This is a genomic window from Kutzneria sp. CA-103260 (assembly GCF_018263855.1).
Classification (GTDB): domain Bacteria; phylum Actinomycetota; class Actinomycetes; order Mycobacteriales; family Pseudonocardiaceae; genus Kutzneria.
On record NZ_CP073318.1, the window covers coordinates 6,263,675 to 6,278,571 of the forward strand.

At 70.7% G+C, this 14,897-nt stretch carries 15 protein-coding genes and 1 tRNA gene; 2 read left to right on the forward strand and 14 right to left on the reverse strand.

Going from position 1 to position 14,897, the window contains the following annotated elements; all coding sequences use genetic code 11:
• Positions 1-6: 6 nt before the first annotated feature.
• Positions 7-750 (reverse strand): SDR family NAD(P)-dependent oxidoreductase, encoded by a 744-nt coding sequence (locus JJ691_RS27400; RefSeq protein WP_211762497.1) that lies wholly within the window; start codon positions 748-750, stop codon positions 7-9.
• Positions 751-836: 86 nt separating this feature from the next.
• Between JJ691_RS27400 and JJ691_RS27405 the strand changes: the two genes are divergently transcribed.
• Positions 837-1,673, forward strand: coding sequence for a helix-turn-helix transcriptional regulator (locus tag JJ691_RS27405; RefSeq protein ID WP_211762498.1), 837 nt, complete (start codon positions 837-839; stop codon positions 1,671-1,673).
• Positions 1,674-1,677: 4 nt separating this feature from the next.
• On the opposite strand, the gene JJ691_RS27410 is transcribed toward JJ691_RS27405, so the two are convergent.
• The 6 genes from JJ691_RS27410 to JJ691_RS27435 form a co-directional block, all read right to left on the reverse strand.
• Positions 1,678-2,280, reverse strand: coding sequence for a hypothetical protein (locus JJ691_RS27410; RefSeq protein ID WP_211762499.1), 603 nt, complete (start codon positions 2,278-2,280; stop codon positions 1,678-1,680).
• A gap of 87 nt (positions 2,281-2,367) precedes the next feature.
• Positions 2,368-3,813 (reverse strand): FGGY-family carbohydrate kinase, encoded by a 1,446-nt coding sequence (locus JJ691_RS27415; protein WP_211762500.1) that lies wholly within the window; start codon positions 3,811-3,813, stop codon positions 2,368-2,370.
• Positions 3,810-4,802 carry a 2-hydroxyacid dehydrogenase gene (locus JJ691_RS27420; RefSeq protein ID WP_211762501.1) on the reverse strand — a complete coding sequence of 331 codons (993 nt, stop codon included), beginning with the start codon at positions 4,800-4,802 and terminating at the stop codon, positions 3,810-3,812. Before JJ691_RS27420 ends, JJ691_RS27415 begins: the two co-directional genes overlap by 4 nt.
• A 12-nt stretch (positions 4,803-4,814) precedes the next feature.
• Entirely contained in the window at positions 4,815-5,699 is an 885-nt protein-coding gene (locus JJ691_RS27425) for a 1-phosphofructokinase family hexose kinase (protein ID WP_211762502.1), read from the reverse strand.
• A gap of 121 nt (positions 5,700-5,820) precedes the next feature.
• On the reverse strand, positions 5,821-6,582 hold the full coding sequence (locus tag JJ691_RS27430) for a DeoR/GlpR family DNA-binding transcription regulator (protein WP_211762503.1): 762 nt from the start codon (positions 6,580-6,582) through the stop codon (positions 5,821-5,823).
• A 36-nt stretch (positions 6,583-6,618) separates the two neighbouring features.
• Positions 6,619-7,647 carry a DUF2891 domain-containing protein gene (locus JJ691_RS27435; RefSeq protein ID WP_211762504.1) on the reverse strand — a complete coding sequence of 343 codons (1,029 nt, stop codon included), beginning with the start codon at positions 7,645-7,647 and terminating at the stop codon, positions 6,619-6,621.
• Between the two features lie 92 nt (positions 7,648-7,739).
• On the opposite strand from JJ691_RS27435, the gene JJ691_RS27440 reads away from it, so the two are divergent.
• Entirely contained in the window at positions 7,740-9,134 is a 1,395-nt protein-coding gene (locus tag JJ691_RS27440) for a class II 3-deoxy-7-phosphoheptulonate synthase (protein ID WP_211762505.1), read from the forward strand.
• On the opposite strand, the gene JJ691_RS27445 is transcribed toward JJ691_RS27440, so the two are convergent.
• The 7 genes from JJ691_RS27445 to JJ691_RS27475 all read right to left on the reverse strand — a co-directional run bounded on the left by JJ691_RS27445 (position 9,124) and on the right by JJ691_RS27475 (position 14,796).
• Positions 9,124-9,561, reverse strand: coding sequence for a hypothetical protein (locus JJ691_RS27445; RefSeq protein ID WP_211762506.1), 438 nt, complete (start codon positions 9,559-9,561; stop codon positions 9,124-9,126). The two genes, JJ691_RS27440 and JJ691_RS27445, sit on opposite strands and share 11 nt — an antisense overlap.
• An 85-nt stretch (positions 9,562-9,646) precedes the next feature.
• Positions 9,647-11,113 carry a sensor histidine kinase gene (locus JJ691_RS27450; protein ID WP_211762507.1) on the reverse strand — a complete coding sequence of 489 codons (1,467 nt, stop codon included), beginning with the start codon at positions 11,111-11,113 and terminating at the stop codon, positions 9,647-9,649.
• Positions 11,110-11,826, reverse strand: coding sequence for a response regulator transcription factor (locus JJ691_RS27455; protein ID WP_211762508.1), 717 nt, complete (start codon positions 11,824-11,826; stop codon positions 11,110-11,112). Before JJ691_RS27455 ends, JJ691_RS27450 begins: the two co-directional genes overlap by 4 nt.
• 175 nt (positions 11,827-12,001) lie before the next feature.
• Positions 12,002-12,073 (reverse strand) — tRNA-Arg (locus JJ691_RS27460).
• 298 nt (positions 12,074-12,371) lie between these two features.
• Positions 12,372-13,397, reverse strand: a complete 1,026-nt coding sequence (locus tag JJ691_RS27465; RefSeq protein WP_211762509.1) for a 6-phosphofructokinase — start codon at positions 13,395-13,397, stop codon at positions 12,372-12,374.
• A 112-nt stretch (positions 13,398-13,509) separates the two neighbouring features.
• The gene (locus JJ691_RS27470; protein WP_211762510.1) at positions 13,510-14,013 is read right to left on the reverse strand and encodes a polyadenylate-specific 3'-exoribonuclease AS; all 504 of its coding nucleotides are present in this window, start codon (positions 14,011-14,013) and stop codon (positions 13,510-13,512) included.
• A 45-nt stretch (positions 14,014-14,058) separates the two neighbouring features.
• Positions 14,059-14,796: a lysophospholipid acyltransferase family protein gene (locus JJ691_RS27475; RefSeq protein ID WP_211771757.1), complete on the reverse strand. Its 738-nt coding sequence runs from the start codon at positions 14,794-14,796 to the stop codon at positions 14,059-14,061.
• Positions 14,797-14,897 lie beyond the last annotated feature (101 nt).

Consider the following 14,897-nt stretch of genomic DNA (forward strand, 5'->3'; position numbering starts at 1 on the left):
CGGGTTCTACACCGCTGTGCCGCCGGTGACCGGCAGCACCACGCCCGTCACGTACGACGCGCGGTCGCTGAGCAGCCAGGCCGCCGCCTCGGCGATCTCCTCCGGCGCGGCCCCTCGGCCCAGCGGCGTGCCGGCGACGATCCGGTCGAGCACGCCGGGGTCGAACCGGTCCCAGTCCTCGGCCATGTCGGTCAGCGTCAGGCCCGGGGCGATGGCGTTGACCCGGATCCCGGTCGGCCCATAGGTCACCGCGGCCGACTCGGTGATGCTGTTGACCGCTCGCTTGGCCGCGCCGTAGGCCGGCAGCGCCGGGTTGCCGATCAGGCTGCCCACGCTGCTGTTGTTGACGATCGCCCCGCCCTCGGTCATAGCCTTCACCTCGGCCGACACGGCGTAGAAGACGCCCTTGAGATTGACTCGCATGATCAGGTCGAAGTCGTCCTCGGGGAAGTCGGCGATCGGGTGCGGCGGCACCGACACCGCGCCGTTGTTGAAGGCGATGTCGAGCCGCCCGTGCCGCTCGACGACGGTGGCCACGGCGTTGTCGATGCTCGCCACGTCACCGAGGTCGGTGACCACATAGGACGCGCCGGGAATGTCCTCGGCCAGTTCCTTCAACGCGCTCTCGGTGCGGGCGGCGAGCACCACCGTCGCCCCCTCGCGGGCGAACAGCCGGGCCGCCGCGGCCCCGATACCCCGGCTGGCCCCGGTGACGAGCGCGATCTTGTCTGCCAGCATTTTCTCGGTCATGGCTTCACCGTGCGCCGGCCGGGGAGCCCCGTGGCAGGCCCTGGCGGTACCTGGCTGACCGGCGCGATGAGGACCATCATCAAGGTGTGGACAAGCGTGAGCTGGGCCGGTTCCTGAGGCTGCACCGGGAACTGCTGACCCCCGCCACCGTGGGCCTGCCGGCCGACGGCCCCCGCCGCACGCCCGGCCTGCGCCGCGAGGAGGTGGCCCAGCTGGCGCACATCTCCACGCAGTACTACACACGGCTGGAGCAGGCCCGGGGTCCGCATCCGTCGCGGCGGGTGCTGGTCGCGCTCGGGCGGGCGCTGCGTCTCAACGACGTCGAGCGGGCCCACCTGCACACCCTCTGCGACGAGCCGATCAAGCCGACCGGGCCCTCGGCCGACGTGCCGGACCGGATCCTCGACCTCATCGAGCGCATGCCCGACACCGCCGCCATCGTGCTGGACGCCAAGTACGACGTGCTGGCCTGGAACCCACTGGCCGCCGCCCTGCTGGACGACTTCTCGGCCACGCCGCGCCGGGAACGCAACCTGATCCGCCGCTACTTCCTGCATCCCGACGACCCCCGCCGCCACTACGGCATCTCCGGCGGCATCGACTTCGGCGCGTTCGCCGTCGGCCACCTGCGGGCCGCCGCCGCCCGCTACCCCGACGACCGCGCCACCCAGGACCTCGTCCGCGAACTCCTGCGCCACAGCCCCGAGTTCGCCGCCCGGTGGCCCAGCCCCGCGATCTCCGGCCACCAGCACCTGGTCAAGACCGTCGACCACCCCCAGCTCGGGCCGATCACCCTGAACTGCGACATTCTCGCGGTGCCCGAACGTGATCAGGAGGTCGTGCTGTTCACCGCCGAGGCCGGCACCCCGGCCCAGGAGGCGCTGCGCCTGCTGTCGGTGATCGGCCTGCAACAGCTGGGCTAGCCGGCTACTGCGCGTCGAGCACCTGTTTGACCAGGGAGCCCAACGCCTCCCGGCTGGCGCCGGGCAGGGTCGTCTCGACCTCCACGTCGATCATCTGGTTGTGCGCGATCTTCTCCGCGCCGAAGATCGCCATGTTGGTTTCCGAGATCACGCAGTAGGAGGCGATGTCCCCCACCCCGGTGGCGGGTGTCTCCTTCGGCGGGCAGACCTTCAGGTCCGTGAGGGCGGTGTTCGGCGCGACGTCCTGGAACGTCACCGACAGCGCGGCCATCCAGTCGACGTGGTCGGGATTGTAGAAGCCGCAGGTGTAGCCGTGGACATTGCCTGGAGCCGATGACTGCTGCTGCGGTTCTGCCAAACCCGCCAGCAGGCGACCGCCGAGCGCTCGGCCCACCGTCTCGGGCGTCAGGTACGGGCACGCCTGCCCCGCCGCTCCCGTGGTGGGCGGATGCCGCACCACCACGGTGGTAGTGGGTGCTGCGTGCGTCGCCGTCGCTGTCGGCGAGAGCGGCGCGGCCTGCTGACCCACCTCGTCCTGTGACGGCGACCGCATGACCTCCATCGAAGAGCCGCAACCGGCTGCTCCCAGCAGGAACACGGCCGACAACGCCCAAACCCCCCGGTTTCGCACCGGCCGACGTTAGCGCCGGCCGGTGAGCCGGTGGGAAGACGCCGGGCTCACGCCACACGAACGTCAGGATTCGAGCGCGTGAACGAGGTCGAGGTAGCGGCCGTAGATGTCGTCGAAGCGTTGCACGCCAACGGGGTCCTTGGCGAAGCGCCGGTCGACGCGGACGGTGTCGGCGACGGCGGCGGACAGGTCGGGCCAGATACCGATGCCAAGACCGGCGAGGACGGCGGCGCCACGGGCACCGGCTTCGGCGGTGTCGGTGATCTCGATGTCGACCCCCAGGCCGTCGGCGAACATCTGGGGCCACACGGAACTTCTCGCGCCACCGCCGGAAAGCCTGGCCACGGAACCCATCGGGAACGCCTCCCGCAACGCTTCCACGTGAGTGCGGTGGTTGCACACCACGCCCTCGTACAAGGCGCGGAGCAGATGGCCGCGGGAGTGCCAGCCCCGCAGACCGAGGAAAGAGGCCGATGCACCGGGGCCGTGCGGGGAGCCGTAGAGGAAGGGATGGAACACGACGTCGGATGGATCACCTGACACAGCAAGGATTTCGGCGTCGATCTCGTCGTGCGGGATGGGGCCGGTGACAGTGCGCAGCAGCCAGTCCAGATTGGTGGCCGACGCCGGCGAGGTGGACATGTTGAGCCAGCGGCCGGGCGTGAGGAAACCCCGGGCCTGCCACCGGGGGTCGGTCGACACCGCGTCGGAGATAACCTGGTTGATGCTGAAAGTGCCAGCCACCAAGGAAAGCTGGCCGGCGTGCAGCACGCCATCACCGATGGCAGCACCGTCGACGTCGTGCGCGCCGCCGACGACGGGAGTGCCGACGGCCAGGCCGGTCCGTTCGGCGGCTTCGGCCGTCACGGTGCCGACAACCTCGGCACAGCCCCGAATCGGCGGCAGCTTGTCCCGCAAACCGCTGAGCCCCAACAACTCCAGGGCACGGTCGCTGTACTCCCCCGTCCGCACGGCACAGAACGAGGCGCTGGCCTCGGTGCGGTCGGTCGCGACCTCGCCGGTCAGCCGGAGCCGCAGCCAGTCCTTGCAGAACAGCAGCCACCGCGCGGAGTCCATGACCGCCGGTTCGTGCCGCAGCAGGTGCGCGGACAACGCGGCCGGTGAGGCCTCGAACGGCACCTGGCCGGTCAGCGCCAGCACCTCGTCGAACACCGGCCGCCAGCGCTCGACCTCTTGGTAGGCCCGGGAATCCATCGCCGTGATGCCCGGCCGCACCGGCCGCCCGGCGGCGTCCACGGCGTACATGCCGTCGTTGTGGCCGACCACGCCGACGGCCAGGATCTCGCCCGGCGCGTCAACAGTGCACTGACGGATAGCGTCGGCGGCGGCCGTCCACACGTCGTCCATGTCCCGCTCGACCCAGCGCGGATGGGGATTCACGGTGGGACACCGGGTCGAGCCGACCGCGACCGGCCGGCCGGCGAGGTCGAACAGCACCGCCTTGGTGGCCGTCTGACCAGCGTCGACGCCCAGCAGATAGCCGGTCACAGCGAGGCGATCCGCTCGGCTACCAGACGCGCCGAGGTCCGGTTGGTAGCCAGCGTGTCACCGGCGTAGTGCGGGGTCAGGGTGACGTTGTCGAGCTTGCGCCACGGCGAGTCCGCCGGCAGCGGCTCCTCGTCGTACACGTCGAGCGCCGCGCCCGCGATGCGGCCCTCGGCCAGCACCCGGTACAGCTCGTCGTAGTCGAGCAGCCGGCTGCGGCCGACGTTGAGGAAGTAGGCCGTCGGCTTCATCAGCCCCAGCAGCTCCGCCCCGATGAACCGCTCGTTCTCCGGCGTGACCCGGGCCTGGAGGCTGAGGAAGTCCGACTCCGCAAAGACCTCCCGCAGCTCGGCCCGTTCGGCTCCGAACTCCGCCAGCTCCTCGTCGTACACGAAGGGATCGTGCACGAGCAGCCGCGGCGCAAAGCCCCGGAGCTTGCCGGCCAGGTGCCGGCCGACATGCCCGAAGCCGACCAGGCCGACCGTGGACGATCCGATCTCCTGCCCCGGCGACGGGAACTCCTTGCGCCAGCCGCCGGTCTTGATCGACGCGTCGGCCCGGGCGATGTCGCGGGCCTCCGACAGCATCAGGCCGATCGCCAGCTCCGCCACCGCGCTCGCGTTGCGGCCGGCCACCCCGAACACCTCGATGCCGCGTTCCTTGGCCGCCGCCCGGTCCACGTTCTCCAGACCGGCTCGCGCCACCACGACCGCCTTCAGTGCGGGAGCCGCGTCCAGGACCGCCTTCGGCACCGGTGCGAAGTGCAACGCCAGCACTTCCGCGTCAGCCACCGCGTCGATGATCTCCTGCGGCGCCGGCACCGCCTCCGGCCCGTCCCACTCCATGCGTTGCTGGGCAGTGTGCTGCGCCTTCTTGTCGCCGGCCCAGTCCACCGGCGTGACCGGTCCGAAGTCCGGGCCGCACACCTCGCGCAGCGCCTTCACGTAGTACTCGGCGGGGATGAAGTGGTCCCCTACCACGACTGTGCGCATCCAATTCCTCCTTCATCCCAGCCGTCGGTTGCCATCGACGTGCTCGTGCAGGCGGACCGACGCCCGGTCCGCGGCCGTCACCGGCGGGGCGTGCGTGCCGAGGTGCCGGACCGCCGCCGACGCGTAGGCCAGGGCCTCGGCCAGGCCGCCGGCGAGAAAGCCGGCCAGCAGCGCATCGCCCGCGCCGACCGTGTTGCGTGGACGGTCCACAACGGACTCGCCGTGGGTCGGGCCGCTCTCGTCCACCAGCAGCGCCCCGTCGGCACCCAGGCTCACCAGCACGGCGCGAGCCCCCTCAGCCCGGACCGCATCAGCCGCTTCCACCACGCCCGCAAGCGTTTGCGGCCGCCGACCGACCAGCTCGGCCAACTCGTCCAGGTTGGGCTTCACCACCATCGGCCGCGCGGCCACGACCGCCTTCAGGGCCGGGCCCGAGGTGTCCACCGCCACCGGCACCGACGCCCGGTCCACCAGCTCCGCATAGAAGTCGCTCGGCACGCCCGGCGGCAGGCTCCCGCTCGCCGCGATCAGCTCTCCCCCGGCCGCCAGGGCCATCCCCACCAGCCGGCTACGGTCCTCTTCGGACAGTTCCGCCCCCGGCTCATTGACCTTGGTCACCGTGCCGTCCGGTTCGAGCAGGCTCACGTTCGTGCGCACCGCCCCGTCGACCGCCTCGAACGGCACCCCCGCCTCGGTCAGCAACTCCCGCAGCGCCCGGTCCGCCACCAAGACCGCCTTCGCTGCACGACCGTTGCCAAGCAGCGCCTTCGCCACATTCACGCCCTTGCCGCTGGCCTCCACCATCGGGGCCGACGCGCGCAGCACCTCGCCCCGGATCAAGGCAGGAATGGCGACGGTCCGGTCAATGGCGGGATTGGGCGTGAGGGTGACGATCACGCGGCCACCGCCATCCACAACCGCCGAGTTGTCCACAAGCGACGGCCAAACAAGATCAACATGACATCGGCGCTGGTAGACTGGGTCCGGGGTCGCCCCCCTTGGGAGTGGCGGGGGATGTTCATGCTCGCACCACCGCCGGCCCCGCCGCCTCGATCTCGGCTGCCAGTTCCGGGGCCAGGCCGTCGTCGGTGATGAGCAGGTCGACATCCGACAACTCGGCGTACCGGTGCAGGCAGACGGTGCCGACCTTGCTGTGGTCGGCCAGCAACACCGTCTTGCGGGCGGCCCGAACCATCAGACTCTTGAGCTCGGCCTCAGCATGGTCAGGAGTGGTGAGGCCACGCCCCACGGAAAGGCCGTTGGTGCCAAGGAACGCCACGTCGGCGTAGACGTCGCGGAGGCGGGCGGCGGCCCAGGAGTCGACCTCGGCGAGGGTGGTGGAGCGGACGCGGCCGCCGAGGGTCAGGACCGTCAGCAGAGGGTGGGCGGCCAGGGCGAGGGCAACCGGAAGCGCGGGGGTGATGACGGTAAGGGCCCGGTCGTGCGGGAGCAACGAGGCGAGCTTGGCCGGAGTGGAGCCGGACTCGATGAGGATGGAGCCCTCTGGCGGGAGGTGCTCCAACGCGGCACGGGCGATGCGTTCCTTCTCGGCGGTCATGACGGTCTCGCGGGCGGCCAGCTGGGGTTCGAGACCCCAGCGCTCGGCCGGAATGGCCCCGCCGTGCACCCGCCGAAGCAGGCCGTGCTCCTCAAGGGTGGTGAGGTCGCGGCGGATGGTCTCGGGGGTCACGCCGAGGTCGGCGGCCAGGCCCACGACGTCGACCTTGCCGGCGGAGCGGGCCAGCGCGGCGATGCGCTGCTGACGCTCCCGTGCGTACACCCGAATCCACCCGCTTTCCCACCCGGATGGTTCTGTTTAGTTCTGATTCGGCCCGGAGTCAAGGGCGCCGAGGTCGAGGTAGGCGGCGAAGCTGCCCAGCCAGTGCTCGGCCCCGTAGCCGTTGCCGAAGACGTAGCTCCAGCCGGCGGTGCGGTGCTCGGCCGCCGCGGCCAGGGCCAACGAAGCGAACCGGGAAGGCAGCGCGGGCGCCAGGTCGCGCCAGCACCACGAACGGCTCAGGGCCAGCCCGGCCAGGTGCGACTGGAACGGATCGGTGGGGTCGTCGACCACGACGGGCGCACGCAGCGAAGCCCAGCGCGGGGCGTCGAGATCGGGCAGGAAAGCATCGAACCAGGACGAGAACTCGGCCGCCGGCAGAGCTCGGCGCATGAGGTCGGCCTCAACCAGAGCCGGCGAGAGGAAGTCGTAGGCGTCCGGCTCGTACGCGCCGTAGGCCACGTCGCCGAGGTACCAACGACGGGCGGCGTCGACGCAGCTGGCCGCCAACTCCTCGTCCCCGACGGCCCGGGCGGCGTTCAACACCAGACCGGCGGCGTAGGCGGTGTTCTGGTGGGCGCCGACCCGGATCGGCAGCCGGGTGGCACGGATCCACTCCAGCCACCGCCGGCGCAGCGTCGAGGCCAGCGGCCGCAGGGCGTCGGCCCAGGGGAAACCGGCCAGGCGCAGCTCGGCGTCCAGGGTGAGCAGCCACGCCCAGCCGTACGGACGCTCCCAGCTGCGGCCCCGGTCGGAGGCGAAGAAGTCGGCCTCGACCTGGCAGTTCTCCGGCGTCAGCAGCTGGTCGAGCACCTCGCCGCCATCGATCGGCAGCGACGGCAGCAGCCGCCGTAACCGGACGATGAGCCAGGTCTGGTGCACGCACGAGTGCCAGTCGAAGGAGCCGGCGAACGCGGGGTGCACCGCCCGCTGCGGCACCAGATCGTTGTCACCGTCGATGACGTGGGTCCAGTGCACCGGATAGTCACGCCGCACGTTGTCGACGGCCGTCCGGAGCAGGGCGAGCGCGTCGTGGGCGCTCAGGGCGGTGACGGGTGTTGAGGTCATCGCCACATCCTCGCCCACGATCGAGCGTCGCTGGTCACCAAGAAGCCCGGATCGGCACCGATCAACAAAGGCCACCCCGTACCCTTGAGCCCGTGAACTGGACCGTGGACGTGCCGGTGGACACTCTGCCCGAGTTGCCGCCGCTGCCCCCGACGCTGCGCACGAAACTCGACGAGGCACTGGCCCGCCCGGCCGCACAGCAGCCCGAGTGGCCCGACGCCGAACAGACCAAGATGGCCCGCACAGTGCTGGAGAGCGTGCCGCCGATCACCGTGCCGGCCGAGGTCGACCTGCTACGCGGCCGGCTGGCCGAGGTTGCCCGCGGCGAGGCCTTCCTGCTGCAGGGCGGCGACTGCGCGGAGACATTCGCCAGCAACACCGAGCCCCACATCCGCGCCAACGTCCGCACCCTGCTGCAGATGGCCGTCGTGCTCACCTACGGCGCGAGCCTGCCGGTGGTCAAGGTCGCCCGCATCGCCGGCCAGTACGCCAAGCCCCGCTCCCAGGGCGTGGACTCCCTCGGCCTGCCGGTCTACCGCGGCGACATCGTCAACTCCCTGGTCGCCACACCCGAGGCCCGCGTGCCGGACCCGTCGCGCATGATCCGCGCGTACGCCAACGCCAGCGCCGCGATGAACCTGCTGCGCGCCTCCACCGCGACCGGCATGGCCGACCTGACCAAGGTCCACGACTGGAACAAGGACTTCGTCCGCACCTCCCGGGCCGGCGAGCGCTACGAGAAGCTGGCCAGCGAGATCGACCGCGGCCTGCGCTTCATGTCGGCCTGCGGGGTGACCGACACCTCGCTGCACACCGTGGAGATCTTCGCCAGCCACGAGGCCCTGCTGCTGGACTACGAGCGGGCCATGCTGCGGCTGGACCTGGACCACGACGGCGAGCACACCAAGCTGTACGACCTGTCCTCGCACTTCCTGTGGGTCGGCGAGCGCACCCGCCAGCTCGACGGCGCGCACATCGCGCTGGCCGAGCTGATCGCCAACCCGATCGGCCTGAAGATCGGCCCCACCACCACGCCCGAGATGGCCGTGGAGTACGTGGAACGCCTCGACCCGAACAACGTGCCGGGCCGGCTGACCCTGATCTCCCGGATGGGCAACCACAAGGTCCGCGACGTGCTGCCGGCCATCGTGGAGAAGGTCACCGCCTCCGGCCACCTGGTGGTCTGGCAGTGCGACCCGATGCACGGCAACACCCACGAGTCGACCACCGGCTACAAGACCCGCCACTTCGACCGCATCGTCGACGAGGTGCAGGGCTTCTTCGAGGTGCACCGCCAGCTGGGCACCCACCCCGGCGGCATCCACATCGAGCTCACCGGCGAAGACGTCACCGAGTGCCTGGGCGGCGCCCAGGAGATCTCCGACGACGACCTGGCCGGCCGCTACGAGACGGCCTGCGACCCGCGGCTGAACACGCAGCAGTCGCTGGAGCTGGCCTTCCTCGTCGCCGAGATGCTCAGGCAGTAGCCAACTGGTTGGTCGGCGCGATCCTGGTCAGGGCCAGATAGGTCACGGTCGCGCCGACCACCACCATGATGTCCAGGGTCACCACACCCAGCACCGACCGCCAGGTCGCCAGGGTGAACAGGCTGGCCGCCCACGCCACCACCACGAACACCCGCGTGACCTGGTAGAACCACCACGCCGGCCGGGTCGTGTAGTGCACGAGCACACCCCACACGATCGTGGCCAGGGCGACCCATTCCAGCGTCATCGGCACCGAGTACCGCAGCTGGAACGCGCAGAAGTCGTCGGGCGCGGAGAAGATCGCGGTGCCGATCACCGTCAGCAGGTAGTTGCTGGCCGAGATCACCACCAGGGACAGCGCGAGTGCCACCAGCAGCCGGAGCGGGCGAACCCGTCCGGGCGTGCCGGTAGACGACTCGGTGGACATGGCGGTGCTCCCCCTGCGGCGGCTGGCGCAAGTCACGCTACCCACAAGAGAAACCCATCAGACTCGGAAAGATGTTGATGTCGGCTTAGAGTCCGCTGGGAACTTCCTGCCTGGTCAGCGCCCGATCGGGCACAGAATTGGCCACCGTGGCCGGGAGCGTGACTCGCAGCCACGCGCCGTGTTCGCTCGGCTGCACGCCGGCGTGACCGCCATGGGCGGCGGCGATCGCGGCCACGATGCTCAGCCCCAGCCCGCTGCCGTCGGCCAGCCCGGCCGTGCGGGTCCGCGACGCGTCACCGCGGAAGAACCTTTCGAACACCTTGTCCCGCTGCTCAGCGGAAATGCCCGGCCCCTCGTCGATGACGTCGATCACCTCGTGCTCGCCGTCCCGGCTGATCCGCACCTCGGCCGCCGTGCCCGGCGGGGTGTGGGCCCGCACGTTGCCCAGCAGGTTGGCCAGCACCTGGTGGAGCCGGGCCCGGTCGCCACGGACCAGGTGCTCGCCCGCACCGTCCGGCTCTGTGTCGGCGACGGACAGGCGAACGGTGCGGGCGCAGTCGGCGGCCCGGGCGTCGCCGACCGCGGCCTCGGCCAGCGCCACCAGGTCGACCGGGCTGGACTCCAGCGGCCGGCCCTGGTCCAGCCGGGCCAGCAGGAGCAGCTCGTCGACCAGGGCGGCCATCCGCTTGGCCTCGTCCTCCACCCGGCGCATCGCGTCGGCCAGGGCGTCCGGGTCGGCCAGCGCGCCGTGCCGGACCAGCTGGGCGTAGCCGGTGATCGAGGTGAGCGGGGTGCGCAGCTCGTGGCTGGCGTCGGCGACGAACTGCCGCAGGCCCTCCTCGGCGGCCTGCCGCTGGGCGAAGGAGTGCTCCAGCCGCCCCAGCATCTGGTTCAGCGAGGTGCCCAGCCGGGCCACCTCGGTCGGCGAGTCGTCCGCCCGCACCCGGTGCGACATCTCGCCGTCGGCGATCAGCTCGGCGGTGTCGGTCATCCGGTCCAACGGGCGCAGCACGAACCGGCTCACCCGCAGCGCCAGCACCGCGGCCAGGGCCAGGGCCAGCACCGTCACCACGGCCTCGATGGCCACCAGCTGGTAGATCGTGGCCGCGGACAGCCGCAGCGACTGCGACACCATCAGGTAGCGGCCGTCCGGCAGGGTCCCGACCATGATCCGGAAGTCGTCGGTGCCGCTGATGGTGACCGGGCTGTGCTGGTTGGTCATCGACTGCAGGCTGCTCAGCGGCGGGATCGGCAGGCCGCTGGACGCGCCGTACTGGTGCAGCACGCGCCCGTTCGGATCCAGCACGGTGATCGCGCACAGATCGTCGTTGGACTGGCCGATCGGGACGGTGCCGTTGGGCCGGACCTTGGTCCGGGTGGAGCCCAGCGCGTCGGCGACCTGCGTGTCGGTGCGTTTGAGCAGGTAGTTGCTCAGCGCGAAGGCGCCGACCACGTCGGAGGTCAGCAGGCCGGCCGCGGTCACCGCGAGCACCCCGGCCAGCAGCCGGGACCGCAGCGAGCGCAGGCGCAGCCAGTGCAGCAGTCGGGTCATCGGCCGCCCGCCGACACGGTGGAGGCCCGCAGCAGGTAGCCGACGCCGCGAACGGTGTGGATCAGCGGGTTGTCCTGGTCGTCGAGCTTGCGCCGCAGGTAGTAGACGTAGGTCTCGACGATGCTGGAGTCGCCCTGGAAGTCGTAGTTCCACACCTGGTCGAGGATCTGGGCCCGGGACAGCACCCGGCCCGCGTTGGTCATCAGGTAGCGCAGCAGCTGGAACTCGGTGGCCGACAGCCGCACCAGCTCCCCGTTGCGCCACACCTCGTGGGTGTCCTGGTCCAGCTCGACGTGCCCGACCCGCAGCCGGTTGCTCGGGGCCCGCTCGGTGCGGCCCCGCTTGAGCAGCACGTTCACCCGGGCCACCAGCTCGTCCAGGTCGAACGGCTTGGTCACGTAGTCGTCGCCGCCCAGGGTCAGGCCGTGCACCTTGTCCTCGCTGGCGTCCCGCGCGGTCAGGAACAGCACCGGCGCGTCGATGCCGGCCTCGCGCAGCCGGGTGCACACGCCGAAGCCGTCCAGGTCGGGCAGCATCACGTCGAGCACGATCACGTCCGGCCGGGTAGCGGCCGCCTGCTCCAGCGCCTGCCGGCCGTTGGTCGCCGACACCACGTCGAAGCCGACGAACTTCAGCGCCGTCGTCAGCAGGTTGACGATGTTGTGCTCGTCGTCGACGACCAGGATGCGGTGCTGGGCTGCTGGGGTGGACACCCCTCCATTAGAGCAGCACCCACCGACACCGGCCCCGGAGTCGAGACTCCGGGGCCGGCTACAGGTTCACTTGTTGACCGGCCACGGCTTGGGAGTGGGCTCGCCGCGGAGGAACCGCGTGCCCCAGGTGAAAAGCGTCATCGTCGTTCCCCCTTTCAGCGGATGTGGACACATGTCCGCCCGGCAGGAATCGAACCTGCATTACCGGCTTCGTAGACCGGTGTCGTGTCCGTTGGACCACAGGCGGGAATAGGAGTGAATGGAATCGGTCGGGTCTCGTGGGACAGCGCCGTAGGGCATGAGGGCGCGGCCGTCACCGCTGCGGCCGGCGCTCCTGCCGGCACTGCCATGCACGTCACGTGACCCGACCGACCAGGGCCGCGTCACCGGGACGGTGCGCAGGCCTCCCATCGGCCGAGCACTCGGGAGAATCCGTTGCTCGCCATGGACACAAGAATGCCCGGGTCTTGCGACCCGGGCAATCGAATTAAGCTGTCAGCAGTTTTAGCTATCAGCCGAAGCGCTGGACGTTCGGCTTCGCGAGCTCAGCCGAAGAAGACTTCGGCCTCTTCCAGGCGCTCGTCCGGAACCGTCTTGAGCTCGGCGGTCGCCTCGGACAGCTTCACCCGGACGATGTCGGTGCCGCGCAGGGCCACCATCACGCCGAAGTCGCCGGCGTGCACCGCGTCCACCGCGTGCAGGCCGAACCGGGTCGCCAGGACGCGGTCGTACGCGGTCGGGGTGCCGCCGCGCTGCACGTGGCCCAGCACGACCGCGCGGGACTCCTTGCCGGTACGCTCGGCGATCTCCTCGGCCAGCCACTGGCCGACGCCGCCCAGGCGGACGTGGCCGAAGGCGTCCTTCTCACCGTTGTGCAGCAGCTCGGCGCCGCCCTCGGGCATCGCACCCTCGGCCACCACGATGATCGGCGCGTACTGGCGCTCGAAGCGACGCTGCGTCCACTCGACGACCTTCTCCACGGAGAACGGCTTCTCCGGCACCAGGATCACGTTCGCGCCGCCGGCCAGGCCGGCGTGCAGGGCGATCCAGCCTGCGTGCCGGCCCATGACCTCGACGACCAGGGCGCGGTGGTGCGACTCGGCGGTGGTGCGCAGCCGGTCCAGGGCCTCGGTGGCGATGTGCACCGCGGTGTCGAAGCCGAAGGTGTAGTCGGTGGCGCCCAGGTCGTTGTCGATCGTCTTGGGCACGCCGACCACCGGGATGCCGTCGTCGGTCAGCCGCTTGGCCACGCCCAGCGTGTCCTCGCCGCCGATCGCCACCAGCGCGTCGATCTTGTGCTGGGCCAGCACCTCGCGGATCTTCTCGACGCCACCCTCCTCCTTGTAAGGGTTGGTGCGCGAGGAGCCGAGAATCGTGCCGCCGCGGGTGAGGATCTCCTCGACCTCGTCCAGGCCGAGCTGCTTGGTCAGACCCTCCATCGGGCCGCGCCAGCCGTTGCGGAAGCCGACGACCTCCCAGCCGTGGGCCTCGATGCCCTTGCGGACCACAGCCCTGATCACCGCGTTCAGACCCGGGCAGTCGCCACCGCCGGTCAGCACACCGATGCGCATCTGCTTGCCTCTCTCAACAGTTCCCAAAAGATGTGGCCGGCGTCACTGGCGACCCTCGTGTTACGAGAGCGTGTCATGCCCTGTATCGGTGCAGCAAGGCACCCCCGGCAAATCAGCGCACGACGTGCCCGCGGCGCAGCCGCTCGGCCTCCATCGCCTTCCAGCGGGCCAGGTTGTGCCGGGCGTCGGCCAGCGCGTCGTGGGCGTCCGAGGGCGGCTGCGGCAGCCGCGGCCGGCCCAGGTCGTCCCAGCGCTGGCGCAGGTCGCGGGTGAACCGGGGCAGCTCGCGGGGCAGGTCCGGCATGGCCCCCCACAGCTGGGCCAGCGCCACGTGGTCGTAGGCGGCGAACCAGGCCCACAGCTCGGCGTTCTCACCGTTGGGGCTGACGAAGTTCAGCAGCTCCTGGCGCATCCGGCCCCGGCTCATCCACACCGGGCTGGCCGGCGGCGGCAGCTTGGGCAGCACGTTCTGGCGGACCCACTGGCCGGCCCGCTCCGGGTCGAACTCGGTGGACACGGCGTAGAACTCGCGGCCTTCCTCGTCGACCACGCCGATCGACACCAGGTCGATGGTGTGGCCGTCCTCGATGAACTCACAGTCATAGAAAAACCGCACGCCGTGCAGGGTAGGCGGTTTGCCCGAAGGGCCCGGCACCGGTCCCTAGCTGGGCACCCGGCCGGCCGGCGCCGGCTCCAGCGGGGCGCGCGGGGCGGGAGCGGCGGCCGGCTTGGCGTCCTTGAGCTTGGCCGCGTAGATGTCCACGTACTCCTGGCCGGACAGCTCCATCAGGTCGTACATCACCTCGTCGGTGATGGACCGCTCGATGAACCGGTCGCCGTCCAGGCCGTAGTAGCGGGAGAAGTCCAGCGGCTTGCCGATCTTGATCCGGATCGGGTGCGGGTACCACATCTTGGAGCCGATCGGATTGGCCTTGTCGGTGCCGAACATGGCCACCGGGATGATCGGCACCCGGGCCTCCAGGGCCATCCGGGCCATGCCGGTCTTGCCCTTGTACAGCCGGCCGTCCGGGGAGCGCGTGCCCTCCGGGTAGATGCCCACCAGCTGGCCGTCGCGCAGCAGCCGGACCAGCGTGTCCAGCGCGCCCTGGGCGGCGGCCGCGCCGGAGCGGTCGATCGGCACCTGGCCGACGCCGGTGAAGAACAGGCGTTTGAGCGTGCCCTTGAGGCCCTTCTGGGTGAAGTACTCGCTCTTGGCCGGGAAGGTGACGCGGCGCGGCACCATCAGCGGCAGGAAGAACGAGTCCGACACCGCGAGATGGTTGCTGGCCAGCATCGCGCCGCCGGTCTCCGGGATGTTCTCCAGCCCCTCGATCCTCGGCCGGAAGAACAGACGCAGCAGCGGGCCCAGCAGGACGTACTTCATCAGCCAGTACAGCACCTCGGCGTGCGCCTCCTCATGCCGCATCCTGAGCGGATCAGCCTACGGAGCGGCGGCCGCTCGGCACAACGAGCAACGCCCGGCTCGACCACCCGGGCAGA

Excerpts from the sequence above, each read along its gene's own strand:
- JJ691_RS27400 (WP_211762497.1), bottom strand. The coding sequence starts at position 750 with ATGACCGAGAAAATGCTGGCAGACAAGATCGCGCTCGTCACCGGGGCC.
- JJ691_RS27420 (WP_211762501.1), bottom strand. The coding sequence starts at position 4,802 with ATGCGCACAGTCGTGGTAGGGGACCACTTCATCCCCGCCGAGTACTAC.
- JJ691_RS27435 (WP_211762504.1), bottom strand. The coding sequence starts at position 7,647 with ATGACCTCAACACCCGTCACCGCCCTGAGCGCCCACGACGCGCTCGCC.
- JJ691_RS27445 (WP_211762506.1), bottom strand. The coding sequence starts at position 9,561 with ATGTCCACCGAGTCGTCTACCGGCACGCCCGGACGGGTTCGCCCGCTC.
- JJ691_RS27450 (WP_211762507.1), bottom strand. The coding sequence starts at position 11,113 with ATGACCCGACTGCTGCACTGGCTGCGCCTGCGCTCGCTGCGGTCCCGG.
- JJ691_RS27465 (WP_211762509.1), bottom strand. The coding sequence starts at position 13,397 with ATGCGCATCGGTGTGCTGACCGGCGGTGGCGACTGCCCGGGTCTGAAC.